A 16,703-nucleotide genomic window follows, 5' to 3' on the forward strand; every position below is an offset into this window, starting at 1 on the left:
CCGCTCTCCCCTCCCGCGGCGGTCAGTCCGGCCGCAGCGGCAGCCGCGCGACCACGCGCCAGCGCCGGCCTTCCGCCGGTCCCGCGTGCACCGTACCGCCCACCGCCGCGACCCGCTCCGCCATCCCGAGCAGGCCGTAGCCGCCCCGGCGGGCGGGCCGGCCTGCCCCGTCGTTGACCACTTCCAGGCGCAGCTCGCCGGGCGGTTCGTGGTGGACGAGCACCCGGACCTCGGTGGCGTCGGGCGCGTGCCGCCGGACGTTGGTCAGGGACTCGGTGAGCAGCCGGTGCGCGGTGGTCACGACCTCCGGCGCGACGGCCAGTTCGCCGAGGTCCGGGCTGACGTCGAGGTGGATGCGGTCGTCGTCGGGCACCGCGCGGTCCACGGCGGTGGCGAGGTCGGCGGGCGGCACGAAGAGGTCTTCGTCGCCCGTGCGCAGCGCGCCGACCAGCCGGCGCATCGCGGAAAGCGCGGTGGCGCCCGCGGTTTCGAGCTCGGCGAACGTCGCGGTGTCGCCGCCGGTCCGCTCGGCGACCCGGTGCGCGGCCTGCACGCGCACGACGATGCCGGTGATCTGGTGCGCCACCAGGTCGTGCAGCTCGCGGGCGAGCCGGAGCCGTTCGGCGGACCGGAGTTCGAGGACGTCGACGCGGTGGCGGACGTCGGCGTCGCGCAGCACCAGGCCGCCGGCGAGTGCGCCGCCCCACACCACCGCGGCGCCGGCGGCGTAGAGCGCGGCGGGGGAGCCGGTGCCGTAGCGCAGGATCGGGGCGAGCGTCGCCGCGCAGCCCCCGAGCACGGCCTGGACGGTGGCCGCGCGCGGCGAGAGCCGGTGGCAGGCGGCGCCGACCACCAGCGCGATCGCGAGGGTCTCGGCCGCGCCCGGCTGCGGCGGCAGCCGCGTGCCCGTGGCTGCCAGCGCCGCCGCGATCCCCGAGCCCAGCAGGGAAAGCCCGGAGACGGCGGTGGCCAGCCCGGCGATGTGGCCGGGGAACCGGCGGCGCAGCACGGCCAGCACGGCGACGACCGGGCCGGCGCCCGGCGCGAACTCGATCGCGATGCTGGTGAGCTCGCCCTGGCCCGGCACGGCGCGGGCCGCGAAGACCATGTCGAGCACCACCAGGACGCCGAGCACGGCCGCTTCGGCCACCAGCGGGCCGCGGCGGCCGGTCCACGGGATCCGGCTGGCGGAGGTCATCTGCCCGATGGTGCCGCACCCGGCGGCCCGGCGCCGCGTTCGCGCCCGGAGTTCGTACCTGGGTCTGAGACGGCGGCGGAATCTCCTACCGCCGGTTGATCGATTGCCCGCGTTTCCTCGCGAAGCTGGGAGCATGAACCGATTTCTCATGCGAGAGGACGACGCGGTGGCCGAGACCCGGCCGGGGAAGATCGAGGGACTGCCGGGCTGGTACTTCCTGCTCGTCGGGCTGCTGGTGGCGTCCAACGACCTCAGCCTGCAGTTCAGCGACCGGTACCACTGGGTCGTGTTCCTGCCGATCGCGCTCCTCGCGGTGCACCTGACGCTGTGGTTCACGCTGCTGTCCCGGCGCCGCAAGTACCTGCGCGCGGTCTGGCGCAGCAAGCAGGCCCTGGCCCTCGTCGCCGTGCTCTTCGCGCTGCGGCTGGGACTCCAGTTCGGCCTCGCCAAGCTGACCGACAGCGCCGCGCCGCTGCACAGCTACACGCACCTGATCCTCGGCCTCGTGATGCTGGTCGTGACGACGGCCGGGGCGTGGTTCGACCAGTGGCTCATCCTGCGGGTGGTCAACCGGCAGGCGTGACGCTGGTCCCGCGCACCACGAGCCGGTGCGGGGCGACGATCGAGCGCGGCGGCCCGGGTTCGGCGGCCAGCCGGTCGAGAGCCAGCTCGGCGATCCGGTCCTTGTCCGGCGACACCGTCGTCAGGGCCGGGACGCTGAACCGGCCGTCCTCGATGTCGTCGAACCCGACCAGGGCCAGGTCGTCCGGCACGGTCACGCCGCGGTCGGCGGCCGCGCGCAGCGCGCCCAGGGCGAGCTCGTCGGTGAAGCAGAAGACGGCGTCGGGCGGCTCGGCCCGGTCGAGCAGCTCCAGCATCGCGCGGTGGCCGTCCGCGCGGTGCAGGCGCCGGACGGGCACCGCCAGGTCCGGCTCGGCGGGCACGCCGGCTTCGGCGAGCGCCTGCTGGTACCCGGCGAGCCGCTGGCGGGCGGTGGCGTTGAGCGAGCGCGGCTGGATGCCCAGCGCGGCGATGCGCCGCCGGCCGGCGGCGAGCAGGTGGCCGGTGGCCTCGCGCGCGGCGGCGACGTTGTCGATCGCGACGTGGTCGACGCCGGCCGCGCCGTCGTGCTCGCCGAGCAGCACCAGCGGGACGGTGTCGGTGCGGGCGGCGAGCTCCGCGGGCGCCACGGCCCACGGGCTGAACAGGACGCCGTCGACGAGCTGGCTGCGCCGGCCGTGCAGCAGCTGCTTCTCCCGCTCGGCGTCGCCGTCGGTCTGGTCGATGAGGACGGTCAGGTCGCGGCGTTCGGCGATCCGGACGGTCCGCGCGGCGAGCTCGGCGAAGTACGGCGAGTCGATTTCCGGGACGACCAGGGCCACCAGCCCGGTCCGGCCGCGCCGCAGCGTCCGGGCGGCCATGTTCGGCCGGTAGCCCAGCGCGTCGATGCTCGCCTGCACGCGTTCGCGCGTCGCCGGGGCGACGTAGCGGAAGCCGTTGACCACGTTGGACACCGTCCGCACCGACACCCCGGCGTGCTCGGCCACGTCCCGCAGTTTCGGGTTCACGCCCGCAGCGTACCTCTTGCAACGTGGCATGCCACGTTGCAAACTGAAGTCGCCACGCCGTCGTGACGCCTTGGAGGTCCCCATGACCACGAACCTGACCTCGCCGTTGACCGCCGCCGAGGTCGAGACCCTGACCGGCCGGCTGTACGAAGACGGCATCATCGGCCTGCCCCAGGCCTTCACCCGCGACTGGGTGGCCCGGCTCGGGGAGGACATCGACACGGCGTTCGCCGAGGCCCGCGCCCGGCCGGACGGCGCCGTCGGCCGCGGACCGAACCGCTTCTACGTCGAGATCCACCCCGAACAGCTGCGCGGCTTCGCCGACCTGGCCGGGCACCCGTGGATCACCGCCGTCGCCGAGTCCGTGCTCGGGCCGGACTACCGGATCGTCGAGGTCGGGTTCGACGTCCCGCTCGCCGGCGCCGTCGACCAGCCGTGGCACCGGGACTTCCCGATGCCCGAGGAGACGGCTCGCCACCGCCGGCTGAACTCCCTCGCCGTCAACGTGACCGCTGTGGACACCGAGCCGGACATGGGCCCGTTCGAGATCGCGCCCGGCACGCACTGGGACGACGGGAGCGCCTTCGACCACGGCATGTTCCCGCCGCGCGAGGCGTACTCGCGCTACCGCGAGCTCGCCGTGCGCAAGTTCCCGCGGATGGGCGACATCTCGATCCGCTCGGCGCTGACCGTGCACCGCGGCACCGCGAACCACTCGGCGAAGTCGCGGCCGGTCCTGGTGCTCGGCCTCGACGCGCCCGGCGCGGGCAACGACGACCGCCACGACACCGCCGTGACCCGCGAGTTCTGGGCGTCCCTGCCGGACTCGGTGCGCGCGCACCTGGACTGCCCGATCGTCGACAGCCTCACGCCGATCACCCAGAAACACACGATCGAGGGCCTCGTGATGGGCGAAGATTCCTGAATCGGATGTTTGCCGTCCCCGGCCCGGGGCACCAGAGAGCCATGACTGAAGCAGGGATCACCGAAGTGTCCGGCCGGGCCGGGGTCGTCGCGGGGTTGCGCCGCGTGCTGCTGGCGTTCGGGGTCGGGGGTGCGCTCGCGTGCCTCGCCTGGATGGCGCTGTGGCTGGCGATGCACGTCTAGGGACTAGAACTCGTCCGCCGCGGTCAGCTCGTGCTCCAGCGAATCCGCCCGGGCGACGACCGACTTGAGCGGCCGCTCGAACTCGTGCTCGATGCTGAGGTCCTCCAGCGGCACGGTGTGCTTGAGCAGCGCCACGCCGTCCACGACCGCGGCGCCGCCGACGGCCGAGTTGCCCGCCAGCTCGAGCAGGCGCCGCAGGTCGATCTTGTCGGCCCAGCCGACCGGTGAGGAGATTTCGACCCACGCGCCACCGTGCAGTTCTTCCACGTGGTGCGCGGTGACCTGCTGCGTGCGGCCGTCCGGACCCTCCAACCGGAACCGGAGCCAGCCGTCGGTGTCCTCCAAGACCTCGTACCGCGTTCGGACGTAGTTGATCACATCGGTCCAGGTGGTCACCTGCTCCGCCTCTCCCTCGAGCCTGCTGCGCGGTCGCAGCATCTCACGAGCCCCTGCCTCAGATGATCCCGGCTTCGATGAGCTGGGGCCAGATTTCACTCTGGTCGGCGACGGTGACGCCGTGCTTCTCGGCCTTCGTCAGTTTCGCGGCCCCGACGTCGGCGCCGGTGATGAGCAGATCCGTGCTCGCCGACACCGACGACGCGATGGTCGCCCCCGCCTTTTCGCACAGCCGCTGGAACGTCGGCCGCGGCACCTTCTCACCGGAACGCGGGTCGCTGATCGAGCCGGTGACCACCACCGTCTTGCCCGCCAGGGGAGCGCCGGCCGCGACGACCGGCGGCAGGTCCTCCTCGCGGACGTCCAGCGAAACGCCGCGCTCCCGCAGCCGCTCGAGCTCGGGCCGCAGCCGCGTGAGGTGCTCGATCAGCGACGCGGCGACCTTCGGCCCGATGTCCTCGACGGCGACCAGCCCGTCGACGCCGGCCTCGACGACCTCTTCCAGCGAGCCGAACCCGGCCCGGCACAGGCGGGCGGCGGTGCCTTCGGACGCCATCGGGATGGCGAGCCCGATCAGCGCCCGGCGCAGCCCGACCGACCGGCTGCCGTCGATCGACTCGATCATGCGCGTCGCCGAGACTTCGCCGATGCGGTCGAACTCCAGTAGGCGCTCCTTGGTCAGCCGGTAGAAGTCCGACGGGTGCTCGAGGTCGCCGGACTCGGCCAGCCGCTCGATCCACACGCCGCCGATCGCGTCGATGTCCGCCGCGGCCCGCGACGCCCAGTGGATCAGCCGCCGCACGGTCTGCGCGGGACAGGAGACATTGGTGCAGAACAGTTCCCGGCTGTTGCCCTGCTCGGTCAGCGGCTGCCCGCACGACGGGCACGCGCTCGGCGGCACGATCTCCCGCTCGGCGCCGGTGCGCTTCGACGCGTCGAGCACGCCGGCCACGAACGGGATGACGTCCCCGGCGCGGCGCACGAGGACGGTGTCGCCGATCTTGATCCCGCGGGCCTTGATGACCTCCTGGTTGGCCAGCGTCGCCCGGGTGACCGTGGTGCCGCCGACGAACACCGGCTCCAGCCACGCCACCGGGGCGATCTTGCCGGTCTTGCCGACGTCCCAGCGGACATCGACGAGCACGGTGGTCTTCTCCTCGGCGGCGAACTTGAAGGCGAGCGCACCCCGCGGCGAGCTCGAGCGGGTGCCCGCCGCCGCGTAGGCGTCCCGATCGGCCAGCCGTAGTACGGCGCCGTCGAGGTCGTAGTCCAGCTCGTTGCGCCGCCGCTCGATCTCGCCGATCACCTCCTGCGCGGCGGCCGCGTCGGCGCACCGGCGCATGTCGGCGGCGGTGAAGCCGAGGGTCTGCAGCGCGCCGCCGAGGTCGGTGTCCGCGCTGTCGGGGTCGGTGTAGAGGTCGAACGCGAAGAACTGGAGCCGCCGTTCGGCGACGGTCGCGGGGTCCTTGGCCCGCAGCGTGCCGGCGGCGGCGTTGCGCGGGTTGATCAGCGGCTTGTCCGGATGGGCCTCGTTGTACGCGGCGAACGTCGAGCGCAGCATGACGGCCTCGCCGCGCACCTCGACCCGGCCGGGGGCGTCGAGCCGGTCCGGGATGCCGTCGGTCAGCGCCCGGACCAGCACGGTGACGTCGTCGCCGGTCGTGCCGTCGCCGCGGGTGACGGCACGCTGCAACCGGCCCTCCTCGTAGACGACGGCGAGCGACAGGCCGTCCAGCTTCGGCATCACGACGACGGGCTGACCGGGGAACCGGTCGAAGAAGGCCTCGACCTGCTCGGGTTTGGTGGCCTTCTCCAGCGACAGCATGGGCCGCGAGTGCCGGATCGGCGCGTGCAGCACGGCGGGCGCGCCCACCTGGTCGAGCGGGTTCGGGTCCGGCGTCAGCTCCGGGTTCGCCTCGACGAGCGCGCGCAGCTCGTCCTCGACCGCGTCGTACTCGGCGTCCGCCACGACGGGCGAACCCCGGTAGTACGCGTCGCGGAGGACCACGATGCGATCGGCGAGCTCCTGAATGCGTTCCCGTGCTTCCACGGACAGGACATTACCGGGCAGCACCGACAAAACCGCTCAGCCGTCGCCGAAGCGGCCGCCGATCTCCTCGATTTCGGGCAGGCCCACCAGGTCGGCGAACGCGGTCAGCCCCGGCAGGTCGCGGACCGCCCCGGCCGGGGTGCCGTCGGCGGCGATCCGGCCGAGCACCGCGCGCATCGCCTCGGTGGCCGCGAGCAGTGTCGAGATCGGACAGAGGACCAGCCGGAACCCCAGCTCCCGCAGGCGGCCCCGGCCCAGCGGCGGGGTCTTGCCGCCCTCGGCCCAGTTGAACAGCAGCGGCACGCCGCGGAAGACGTCCGCCACCCGTTCGATCTCCGCTTCGGACTGCAATGCCTCCACGAACAGCATGTCCGCACCCGCGTCGCGGTAGCGGCGGGCCCGGTCGATCGCCGCGTCCAGGCCCTCCACCGCGCGGGCGTCCGTCCGGGCGATCAGCAGGAAGTCCGGGTCGTACCGCGCGGCGACCGCGGCCCGGACCCGGTCGGCCATCGTTTCCGCCGGGACCACGCGCTTGCCTTCGAGGTGCCCGCAGCGCTTCGGGGCCACCTGGTCCTCGAGGTGCAGCGCCGCGACGCCGGCCGCTTCGTACTCGCGGACCGTGCGGATCACGTTCAGCGCGTTGCCGTAACCGGTGTCCGCGTCGGCGATCACCGGCACCTCCACGGCCTGCCGGAGCCGGCCCGCCGCCTGGACCATCTCCGTCATGGTCAGCAGGCCGACGTCCGGCCGGCCCAGCAGCGAGGCCGTCGTCCCGAAGCCGGTCATGTACACGGCCGGGAACCCCGCCGCCTCGACCAGCCGGGCGCTGAGCGCGTCGAACGCGCCCGGCGCCACGACCGGCTCGTCGCCGGCCAGCAGCTCTCGCAGCCGTGCCGGTCCCGGCACCCGCGGACCCAGCAGATCGGCCACGGCGATCACCTCCTCGCGGGGGCGTTCCCGAGCTGTCCCGGGGCCGAGCGCACCCGCTCGAACACGATCTTCTCGTACGGACCCGCCGTGCCGGTCTCGTACAGGACGCCGAGCGTGGCGGGGTCGGCCTGGACCAGGTCGGAGTAGGCGGCCGGCCCGCTGGTGAGCGTGGGGCCCGCGCGCCAGGTGCGCCCGCGGTCGGTGCTCAGCCGCAGCTGCAGGACCGCGCGTGTGGCGGGGTCGGCCGGGCCCGAGTACACGAGCAGCCACGGGACGGTCGTCTGCAGGACGCTGCCCTCGACCTTCGGCCCGGAGAGCGACGGCTGCGGCTGGTACGGCCGCACCAGCGTCTTCCCGCCGTCGACGCTGTAGCCGTCGACGCGGTGCTCGGCGGCGGAGCCCTGGTTGCGGCTGGAGAAGTAGAGGGTGCCGTCGGGCAGCTCGGTCGCCGTCGTCTCGTTCGCGGCGACGACGCCGTCGGTGCGGTCGTCGGTGAAGCCGATGTGCCAGGTGCGGCCGTCGTCGTCGCTGTAGAGGTCGTGGCCGCCGTAGTACTTCGCCTCGGTGCCGACGTCGGGGGAGCCGGCGGGCGGGGCGCCGGAGTGGTTGGCGGGCACGACGATCCGGCCCGCGTGCGGGCCGTGGTGCAGCAGGGTGGCGTGCCCGGGGCCGGTGGCGTACCACCGCCAGCCCGGCGCCTTCGCCTCGGCGGTGATGTCCCGCGCGGGGGACCAGGTGCGGCCGTTGTCCCGGCTGCGCAGCACGAAGACGCGGCGGGTGTCTTGCGCGGACGCCTGCCCGGACATGATCTGCTTCTCCGAGACGAGTCCGTTGTGGACGGTCAGCAGGACCAGGTCGCCGTTGCGGGCGAGTACCGGCGCCGGGTTGCCGGCGGTGGCGTCGCCGTTGCTGTCGACGACGGAGAGCGGGCCCCAGGTGCAGCCGCCGTCGCGTGAGGTGCGGGAGACGGTCTGGATGGCCCCGGAGTCGCCGGCCGAGTCGCGCCGGCCTTCGGCGAAGGCGACCAGCGCGCCGTTCGCGGCCCGGACGACCGCGGGGATGCGGAACGTGTCGTAGCCCTCGGTGCCGGAGGTGAAGGGCACCGAGGAAAGGCAGCCGGGAGCGGCGGTGGCGGCGGGGGCGCCGGGCAGGCCCAGGGTGGCGGCGGCCAGCAGGATCGTGGCGAGTCTGCGCATCGGGGACACCGGGTTCGACCTCCTCGTCGAGGTAGGACATGGGATGTCTGACGTCCTATGTCCGGCCAACCTAAAGAGGCCCCAGCGGGTCCGTCAAGGGTTGCGTTGTGCGCCGGGACGGCTACCGGCGCGCGTCACACGGGCCGAAGTACCGGCATTCGACCAGGGCGCGCACGTCGTGCGCCCGCGCCAGCGGCTCCAGCTCGTCCACCATCGCCGTGAGCGTCACGAGGTCCACGTGACCCGTCCCGGTGAGCGGGAACAGCCGCTCCTTCGTGTCGTGCTTCGCGCACCCGCTGCCGCGTAGGTTGCCCGCCGGGAGGACGCCGAACACCACTTCGCCCTCGTCGCCGAAGGTGAAGTAGCACTGCAGGACCATCGGCGTCGTGTCGCCGACGTCGTTGGTGCGGCGGCCGCCGAAGCTGGCCGGGTACGACCAGCCCGCCGTGGCGTCGTCGAGGAACTTGACGTCGGCCGGGCCGGTGTCGCCGTCGAGCCGCCAGCCCCGGGCCAGCAGGTGGTCGTGCACCTCGAGCTGGCGGGCGATGAGCAGCGTCGCGGTCATGCCCCCAGTGTGGCCCACGCCGCCGTCCACGATCGGGTGACCTACCGATGGGGCTGGCTCCCGGGCGCCGGGACTGATAAAGCTCTGCGCGTGACGATGGACCTGCACAGCATCAACCCGTGGGAAGTGTCGTTCCTGCGCGAAGAGGTCGGCGGTTACTTCGCCAACGGGGTCGGGCTCGCGCCCGGCGCGACCGTCCTGGACGTCGGCGCCAACGTCGGCGTCTTCTCCGCGGCCGTCTACGAACAGCTGGCCGGCGACGTGCGGATCTACGCGTTCGAGCCGCTGCCGCCGCTGTTCGAGAAGCTGGCGCGCAACGGCGAGGACTTCTTCGCGGGCCGCTTGAAAGCGCTGCCCTTCGGGCTCGCGGCCGCCGAGGACGAGCTCGACTTCAGCTACTTCCCGGGCGCGACGATCTTCTCGTCGTCGTGGCGCGACGAGGGCAACGTCGAGGCCGAGCGCCGCCGGGTCACGGCCAGCATCGTCGAGATGATCCGCCGGGGCGGCCTGGGCGCCGCGGCCCGTCGCGTGCCGGCGCCCGTGCTGCGCGGGCTCGTCGGCCGGAAGCTGCGGGTGATGCGCGAGCTGGAGACGCACCGCGTGCGCGTCCGCCCGCTGTCACCGGTGCTCGACGAGGAGGGCATCGACCGGGTCGACCTGCTGAAGGTCGACGTCGAGGGGGCCGAGCTGGACGTGCTGCGGGGCATCGAAGACCGGCACTGGCCGCTGGTCCGCCAGGCGGTCGTCGAGGTCGAGCGGTGGGCCGACAACCGCGACCGCGTCCGCGAGGTGTTCACCGCGCGCGGGTTCGCGGTCGAGGCCGTGCAGGATCCGGTCCAGCGGGCGGCCGACATCGGGATGGTGTTCGCGCTGCGGTGAGCGTTGCCTTGACGTGCGCGGCAGTGTTTAGCGTCGGCTTCCGTGAAGTTCGGAATCAGCTACAGCACCCCGCACCTCGGCGTCGACCCCGCTACCCTGACCCGCTTCGCGCGGGACGCCGAAGACCTCGGCTTCGAATCGCTCTACCTCCCCGAACACATCGCCCTGCAGCCCGGCGCGAAGATCGGGGCGATGGAGCTGGACCCGGCGCTGCCCTACGGTGACCCGCTCGAGTGCCTGGCCTTCGTCGCCGCCGGGACGCGGCGGATCCTGCTCGGCACCGGCGTCCTGCTGCTGCCGTACCACCACCCGGTCGTGCTCGCGAAGCGGCTGGCGACGCTCGACCTGCTCTCCGGCGGGCGCCTGCGGCTGCTCACCGTCGGTGTCGGGGCCTTGCCCGGGGAGGCCGCCGCGGCCGGGGTCGACTTCGCCACCCGGGGCCGCCGGGCCGACGAAGCGTTCGACGTCCTGCGGCTGCTGTGGGAGGGCGACGAGACCGGCGTCAGCCACGACGGCGAGTTCTTCCGCTTCGCCGACGTCTGCAGCTTCCCCAAGCCGACCGGCCGGCTGCCGATCCACGTCGGGGGCTCCAGCCCGGCCGCCGCGCGCCGGGCCGGGCGGCGCGGTGACGGCTACTTCCCGGGTGGCCGGCTCACCCCGGACGAGCGCCGCCACCAGTTCGGCCTCGCCCGGGCGGCCGCGGCCGACGCCGGCCGCGACCCGGATGCGCTGCAGTACACCCGATGGGGCTCACTCGGAATGTCCGAAGTGGACGTCGAGCGCCTCGCGGACGAGGGCGTGACGCGGCTCGTCGTGAGCCCCTCGACCGCCGACCCGGTCGCCCAGCGCGAGGAGCTGGCGGCGTTCGCCGAGCGGTTCGCCCTGGTTCGTCTGGTTGAGCCAGTCGGGTGATGACCCTGGAGTCGTAAATTTTCTGGCTGGTGTCAAGTTCTTGCGTGACGGCGCTCACTTGTTGCATGCTCGGGTGGCTCTGAGTCCCCTCCCCGCCGTCTCGAAGAAGAGAAGACGCCATGACTCGAACGCGCCTGTCCCGGCTCGCCGCCGGTTCCCTCGCCGTGGGGCTGTCGGCCGCCGGGCTCTCCCTCGCCTCCGCCGCGAGCGCGCCACCGGGCCCGGCGGCGCAGCCCGCCGCGCTCGCCGACGTGCCCCTGACCAGGACGGTGTCGGCGAGCAGCGCGCTGCCCGGCTACCCCGTCGCCAACGCCGTCGACGGGAACCAGGCCACCTACTGGGAGTCCGCGAACAACGCGTTCCCGCAGTGGATCCAGGCCGACCTCGGTTCCGCGAAGACCCTCTCGCGGATCGTGCTGAAACTGCCCGCCGCCTGGGAGTCCCGCACCGAGACCCTCGCCGTGCGCGGCAGCACCGACGGCACGGCGTTCACCGACCTCGCCGCCGCCACCGGGTACGCCTTCGCGGCCGGCAGCAACACCGTGACGATCCCGGTGACCGCCTCGACCCGGTACGTCCGGCTGAACGTCACCGCGAACTCCCAGTGGCCCGCGGCGCAGCTCTCGGAGTTCGAGCTGTACGGGCCCGACTCCGGCGACACGCAGGCGCCGACCGCGCCGGCGAACCTCGCGCTGACCGAGCCGGGGTCCGGGCAGATCAAGCTCACCTGGTCCGCCTCGACCGACGACGTCGGCGTCACCGGCTACACCGTCTACCGCGACGGCACGCCCGTCGCGACGGTTACTGGCACCGAGTTCACCGAGACGCGGCCCGCCGGCACCCGCGTCGAGTACTTCGTGCGCGCCAAGGACGCGGCCGGGCACGAGTCCGCCGACAGCAACCACGTGGTGCGCCAGGGCACGCAGGCCGGGCAGAACCTCGCCGCGGGCAAGCCGATCGAAGCCTCCTCGAGCGTCTTCTCCTTCGTCGCCGCCAACGCGAACGACGGGAACACCGGCACCTACTGGGAAGCCTCCGGACAGCCCGGCACGGTGACCGTCAAGCTGGGTGCGAACGCCGATCTCGACCAGGTCGTCGTGAAGCTCGACCCGGACCCGGTCTGGGGCGCGCGGACGCAGACCTTCGAGGTCCTCGGCCGAGACCAGGGCGCCACCGCGTTCACCACCCTCAAGGCGGGCGCCGACTACCGCTTCGACCCCGCCGCCAACCAGAACACGGTGACCCTCCCGGTCAGCGGCCGCACGGCCGACGTCCGGCTCCGGTTCACCGCCAACTCCGGCGCGCCCGGCGGGCAGGTCGCGGAGTTCCAGGTGATCGGCACGCCGGCGCCGAACCCGGACCTCGTCGTGACCGGCACGACGTGGACCCCGGCGAACCCGACGGAGACCAGCCAGGTCTCGGTTTCGGCGACCGTGAAGAACGCGGGCACCGCGCCCGCGGCCGCCACGACCGCCACCGTCAGCCTCGGCGGGACCGTCGTCGGCACGGCGGCCGTCGGCGCCCTCGCGGCCGGCGCGTCCACGACCGTGACGGTGAACGCGGGCACCCGCCCGCAGGGCACCTACAGCGTGTCCGCCACCGTCGACCCCACCAACACCGTCGTCGAGCAGGACGACACCAACAACACGTTCACCTCACCGACGCCGCTGGTGATCGCCCAGGCGCCGGGCCCGGACCTCGAGGTCACCGGCATCACGTCGAACCCGGCGAACCCGGCGGCCGGCGCGGCGGTGTCGTTCACCGTCGCGGTGCACAACCGCGGCACCAGCGGCTCGGGCACCTCGGTGACCCGGCTGACCGCCGGTGCCACCACCCTGACCGGCGCGACAGGCGCGATCGCGTCCGGCGCCACGGCGACCGTCGCCATCTCCGGCACGTGGACCGCGACCAACGGCGGTGCGACCCTCACCGCGACCGCCGACGCGACGAACACGGTCGCGGAAACCAACGAGTCCAACAACGAGCTGTCGCGGGCGATCGTGGTGGGCCGCGGCGCGGCCGTGCCGTACACCGAGTACGAGGCGGAATCCGCGCAGTACCAAGGACAACTGCTGCAGACCGACGCGCTGCGCACGTTCGGGCACACGAACTTCGCGACCGAGTCCTCGGGCCGCCAGTCCGTCCGGCTGGCGAGCCAGGGCCAGTACGTGGAGGTGACGTCGGTGAACCAGGCGAACTCGATCGTCGTGCGCAACTCGGTCCCCGACGCCCCGGGCGGCGGCGGGCAGGACTACACGCTCAGCCTGTACGTCAACGGGACCTTCGCGCAGAAGCTGACGCTGTCGTCGACGCACAGCTGGCTCTACGGCACCACCGACGACCCCGAAGGCCTGACGAACACGCCGGGGACTGACGCGCGGCGGCTGTTCGACGAGTCGCACGCGCTGCTGACCCAGTCCTACCCGCCGGGCACGAAGTTCCGGCTGCAGCGGGACAACGGCGACAACGCGGCGTACTACGTCATCGACCTGGTCGACCTGGAACAGGTGGCCCCGGCGCTGCCGAAGCCGGCCGAGTGCACGTCGATCACCGACTACGGCGCGGTGTCCGGTGACGGCGTCGACGACGCGCCGGCGATCCAGCGCGCGGTCACCGACGACCAGAACGGCAAGATCGCCTGCGTCTGGATCCCGGAAGGACAGTGGCGCCAGGAAGCCAAGATCCTCACCGACGACCCGACCGTGCCCAACGGCGGCGGCCAGTACAACCAGGTCGGCATCTCGAACGTGACGATCCGCGGCGCCGGCATGTGGCGGTCGCAGCTGTACTCGCTGATCCAGCCGCAGGACACCGGCACGATCAACCACCCGCACGAAGGCAACTTCGGGTTCGACATCGACAAGAACGTGCAGATCTCGGACATCGCGATCTTCGGTTCCGGCCGCATCCGCGGCGGGGACGGCAACGCCGAAGGCGGCGTCGGGCTCAACGGCCGGTTCGGCACCGGCACGAAGATCTCGAGCGTATGGATCGAGCACGCGAACGTCGGCGTGTGGGTCGGCCGCGACTACAGCAACAAGCCCGAGCTGTGGGGCCCGGCCGACGGCCTCGAGTTCAGCGGCATGCGGATCCGCGACACCTACGCCGACGGCATCAACTTCACCAACGGCACGCGCAACTCCAAGGTGTTCAACTCGTCGTTCCGCACCACCGGCGACGACTCGATGGCGGTGTGGGCCAACCAGTACGTCAAGGACCCCTCGGTGGACATCGGCCACGACAACGCCTTCACCAACAACACGGTCCAGCTTCCCTGGCGCGCCAACGGCATCGCGATCTACGGCGGGTACGGGAACCGGATCGAGAACAACCTGGTGTCCGACACGATGAACTACCCGGGCATCATGCTGGCCACCGACCACGACCCGCTGCCGTTCTCCGGGCAGACGACGATCGCGAACAACGCCCTCTACCGCTGCGGCGGCGTCTTCTGGGGCGAGCAGCAGAAGTTCGGCGCGATCACGTTCTTCGCCCAGGGCAAGGACATCCCCGGGGTGACGCTGCGGGACACCGAGATCCACGACTCGACCTACGACGGCATCCAGTTCAAGACCGGCGGCGGCGTGGTGACGGCGGCGGTCACGAACGTGACGGTGGACAAGTCGGACAACGGCGCCGGGATCCTCGCGATGAGCGGCGCCCGCGGCAGCGCGGCGCTGACGAACGTGCGGATCACCGGTTCGGCCCAGGGTGACGTCGTCATCGAGCCGGGCTCGCAGTTCGTGATCACCGGGGCGCCGGTCCCGGCGGTGGTCGCCGAAGTCCGGCGCGGGGCCCGGTAGCCGGCCGGGTGCCGGAGCGGCCCGCCCCGGCACCCGGCCCGTCACACGGAAACCGGCCGTGCGGCCAGTCGTTCCTGCCGCCGCGCGTCCTTGACCCACCACTTGCGAGCGCCGGGCTTGCGGGCCTCGGAGGCCAGCTGCTTGACGGTGCTCGCGCAGACGAGCTCCTTGACCTTCGCGCCCAGCCGGCCGCGCAAGTGCAGCCGGATCGCGGTGTCGTCGCGCCGGGAGAACTGGAAGACCCCCGCGCGGCGCCCGAGGCTGAGGCACTGCCCGGCGAACCCGACGTCGGCGGCCGCGGGAGCCGCGCCCGCGAGCCGGCTGAGCACCGTCTCCGCGGCCTGCGGGCCCAGCTGGACCGCCGACTGGCAGCCCATCCGGTACGGCAGGTCCGACGGCGCCGCGGCGTCACCCGCCGCGACGATCCGGTCGTCGTCCACGCTCGTCAGCGTTTCGTCCGTGCGCAGGCGGCCCAGCGCGTCGGTGCTCAACCCGCTGCGCGCGGCCAGGTCCGGTACGCCGAACCCGGCGGTCCACACGGTCACCGCGCTCGGCAGCTCACGGCCGTCCGCGAGCCGGACGGTGTCGCGGGTCACCTCCGTCACCACCGCGTCGGCCAGCACGGTGACGCCCAGCTTCGCCAGCCGCGCGGCCACCGTGCGCCGGCCGCGGGGGTGCAGGTAGGGCCCGAGCTCGCCGCCGCAGACCAGCGTCACCGCGCGGCCCGCCTCCGCCAGCTCGGCCGCGGTCTCGATCCCGGCCGGGCCGCCGCCGACGACCGTCACCGAAGCCGCGCCGTCGACGACCGGTCGCAGCCGCCGCGCCTCCTCGAAGGTCGTGACGGGGTAAGCGAATTCGGGTACCCGCGTGCCGGCGCTGCCCACCGCGTAGATCAGGTGGTCGTAGCCGAGGGCGCCGCCGTCCGCGAGGTCCAGGCTGCGCGCGGCCGCGTCGATGCGGGTCACGCTGTCCACGACCAGCCGGACGCGCGGGGCGAGGACGTCCCGGTAGGCCACGGCCGCGTCGCCGGAGCCGGCGGCGACCTGGTGCAGGCGGATGCGCTCGACGAAGTGCGGGCGCGGGTTGACCAGGGTGACGGCGACGCCGTCGCGGCGGGTCAGGCGGTTGGCGGCCATGACGCCGGCGTATCCGCCGCCGATCACGACGACCTCGGTGGACTCGGTCATGGTGTCTCCTTCGATGCGGGTTCGGCATCGAGACACCGGCCGGTGCGGCCGTGTGACAGGTGTGGTCCGGCTCACGCGTCGCTGGGGGAGCGGCTCCAGAGCAGCGCCGCGTGCCACGCGGCGATCAGCGCTTCGTCGTCGGCGTAGCTCGGGCAGGTCCCGACCGGGACCCACGCCTGCTCGACGGGCTCGCCGTCTTCGACCCGCACGACGGTCACCCCGGCGTACTCCACCACTTCGCGGCCGTGCCCGGCGGGCACCGAGACCGCGCGGGTACCCAGCCGCAGCCGCACCCGTCGTTCGCCCCTCATCGACCCCGCTTTCCCCTCATGCTCGACGGTGGTGTCGCGCACCGGCCGGGATCTGTAACAGCCCCGGGGGCCGGCGTGCGGTGAGCGGCGGGTATCGGCCGCCCAGTGGCGGCCGGGCGACGAGCGGATGCGTCCGTTCGTGCTAATTGACGTGTGAGGACGCGCCGCAGCGGTCACCCCCGTCCCGGGAGAATCCTGCTGGGGGAGGTGCCTGAGACGTGACGCGGGAAAGTTTCGAGTTCGAGGCCGAGCCGGCGCAGATCCGGCTGGTGCGGTCCTGGGTGCGCGAGCGCCTGGCCGCGGCGGACGTACCGGCCGGGGTCGCGGCGGACGTCGTGCTGATCACCGGCGAGCTGGCGACCAACGCGGTCCGGCACGCCACCGGACCCTTGCGCGCGCTGCTGATCTGCGCGGACGCCGCGGTCTGGATCGGGGTGGAGGACGCCGGCGGGTCCGCCTGGTTCGACCCGGTCGTGCCCGACGCCGCGCCGGCGGGGACCGGGCTCACCCTGGTCGCCGCGGCTTCCGGCCGGCGCGGCCTCTTCCACCGCGGGGACGGCGGCAAGACGGTCTGGGCGGAGATCCCGGTCGCTTCGTGAGC

Annotated in this window: 16 protein-coding genes; 7 read left to right on the top strand and 9 right to left on the bottom strand. The window is 73.2% G+C overall.

From position 1 onward, the window contains the following. Positions 1–22: 22 nt before the first annotated feature. Entirely contained in the window at positions 23–1,198 is a 1,176-nt protein-coding gene (locus ACIRSS_RS08755; RefSeq protein ID WP_400892306.1) for a sensor histidine kinase, read from the bottom strand. 133 nt (positions 1,199–1,331) lie between these two features. On the opposite strand from ACIRSS_RS08755, the gene ACIRSS_RS08760 reads away from it, so the two are divergent. Further along, positions 1,332–1,781 carry a hypothetical protein gene (locus tag ACIRSS_RS08760; protein WP_400892308.1) on the top strand — a complete coding sequence of 150 codons (450 nt, stop codon included), beginning with the start codon at positions 1,332–1,334 and terminating at the stop codon, positions 1,779–1,781. On the opposite strand, the gene ACIRSS_RS08765 is transcribed toward ACIRSS_RS08760, so the two are convergent. Next, positions 1,765–2,766, bottom strand: coding sequence for a LacI family DNA-binding transcriptional regulator (locus ACIRSS_RS08765; RefSeq protein ID WP_400892311.1), 1,002 nt, complete (start codon positions 2,764–2,766; stop codon positions 1,765–1,767). The genes ACIRSS_RS08760 and ACIRSS_RS08765 overlap by 17 nt on opposite strands. Before the next feature lie 82 nt (positions 2,767–2,848). Between ACIRSS_RS08765 and ACIRSS_RS08770 the strand changes: the two genes are divergently transcribed. Together ACIRSS_RS08770 and ACIRSS_RS08775 are read left to right on the top strand one after the other, a co-directional pair. Continuing rightward, positions 2,849–3,691 carry a phytanoyl-CoA dioxygenase family protein gene (locus ACIRSS_RS08770; protein WP_400892313.1) on the top strand — a complete coding sequence of 281 codons (843 nt, stop codon included), beginning with the start codon at positions 2,849–2,851 and terminating at the stop codon, positions 3,689–3,691. A 41-nt stretch (positions 3,692–3,732) separates the two neighbouring features. After that, positions 3,733–3,873: a hypothetical protein gene (locus ACIRSS_RS08775; protein WP_167379510.1), complete on the top strand. Its 141-nt coding sequence runs from the start codon at positions 3,733–3,735 to the stop codon at positions 3,871–3,873. A 3-nt stretch (positions 3,874–3,876) separates the two neighbouring features. Here the strand turns inward: ACIRSS_RS08775 and ACIRSS_RS08780 are convergent, their stop codons facing one another. The 5 genes from ACIRSS_RS08780 to ACIRSS_RS08800 form a co-directional block, all read right to left on the bottom strand. Beyond that, positions 3,877–4,269: a hypothetical protein gene (locus ACIRSS_RS08780; RefSeq protein ID WP_400892315.1), complete on the bottom strand. Its 393-nt coding sequence runs from the start codon at positions 4,267–4,269 to the stop codon at positions 3,877–3,879. A 58-nt stretch (positions 4,270–4,327) separates the two neighbouring features. Continuing rightward, positions 4,328–6,319: an NAD-dependent DNA ligase LigA gene (gene ligA / locus ACIRSS_RS08785; RefSeq protein ID WP_400892317.1), complete on the bottom strand. Its 1,992-nt coding sequence runs from the start codon at positions 6,317–6,319 to the stop codon at positions 4,328–4,330. A 36-nt stretch (positions 6,320–6,355) separates the two neighbouring features. Continuing rightward, positions 6,356–7,249, bottom strand: a complete 894-nt coding sequence (locus ACIRSS_RS08790) for an oxaloacetate decarboxylase (RefSeq protein ID WP_400892320.1) — start codon at positions 7,247–7,249, stop codon at positions 6,356–6,358. Between the two features lie 5 nt (positions 7,250–7,254). Next, the gene (locus ACIRSS_RS08795; RefSeq protein ID WP_400892321.1) at positions 7,255–8,445 is read right to left on the bottom strand and encodes an exo-alpha-sialidase; all 1,191 of its coding nucleotides are present in this window, start codon (positions 8,443–8,445) and stop codon (positions 7,255–7,257) included. 121 nt (positions 8,446–8,566) lie between these two features. Then, complete coding sequence (locus ACIRSS_RS08800; protein WP_400892323.1) at positions 8,567–9,010, bottom strand: hypothetical protein; 444 nt, start codon at positions 9,008–9,010, stop codon at positions 8,567–8,569. A gap of 96 nt (positions 9,011–9,106) precedes the next feature. On the opposite strand from ACIRSS_RS08800, the gene ACIRSS_RS08805 reads away from it, so the two are divergent. From ACIRSS_RS08805 to ACIRSS_RS08815, 3 genes are all read left to right on the top strand, one after another. Next, positions 9,107–9,889 carry an FkbM family methyltransferase gene (locus tag ACIRSS_RS08805; RefSeq protein ID WP_400893417.1) on the top strand — a complete coding sequence of 261 codons (783 nt, stop codon included), beginning with the start codon at positions 9,107–9,109 and terminating at the stop codon, positions 9,887–9,889. 42 nt (positions 9,890–9,931) lie between these two features. Then, positions 9,932–10,801: a TIGR03619 family F420-dependent LLM class oxidoreductase gene (locus ACIRSS_RS08810; protein WP_400892326.1), complete on the top strand. Its 870-nt coding sequence runs from the start codon at positions 9,932–9,934 to the stop codon at positions 10,799–10,801. Between the two features lie 119 nt (positions 10,802–10,920). Then, positions 10,921–14,604, top strand: a complete 3,684-nt coding sequence (locus ACIRSS_RS08815) for a CARDB domain-containing protein (protein ID WP_400892327.1) — start codon at positions 10,921–10,923, stop codon at positions 14,602–14,604. Positions 14,605–14,645: 41 nt separating this feature from the next. On the opposite strand, the gene ACIRSS_RS08820 is transcribed toward ACIRSS_RS08815, so the two are convergent. Both ACIRSS_RS08820 and ACIRSS_RS08825 read right to left on the bottom strand, forming a co-directional pair. Further along, on the bottom strand, positions 14,646–15,791 hold the full coding sequence (locus ACIRSS_RS08820) for an NAD(P)/FAD-dependent oxidoreductase (RefSeq protein WP_400892329.1): 1,146 nt from the start codon (positions 15,789–15,791) through the stop codon (positions 14,646–14,648). A gap of 71 nt (positions 15,792–15,862) precedes the next feature. Next, positions 15,863–16,102: a hypothetical protein gene (locus ACIRSS_RS08825; RefSeq protein WP_400892331.1), complete on the bottom strand. Its 240-nt coding sequence runs from the start codon at positions 16,100–16,102 to the stop codon at positions 15,863–15,865. A 218-nt stretch (positions 16,103–16,320) separates the two neighbouring features. Between ACIRSS_RS08825 and ACIRSS_RS08830 the strand changes: the two genes are divergently transcribed. Then, positions 16,321–16,701, top strand: a complete 381-nt coding sequence (locus ACIRSS_RS08830) for an ATP-binding protein (RefSeq protein WP_400892333.1) — start codon at positions 16,321–16,323, stop codon at positions 16,699–16,701. The last annotated feature ends 2 nt before the right edge of the window (positions 16,702–16,703 follow it).

It is taken from the genome of Amycolatopsis sp. NPDC101161, from assembly GCF_044768185.1.
Lineage (GTDB): Bacteria > Actinomycetota > Actinomycetes > Mycobacteriales > Pseudonocardiaceae > Amycolatopsis.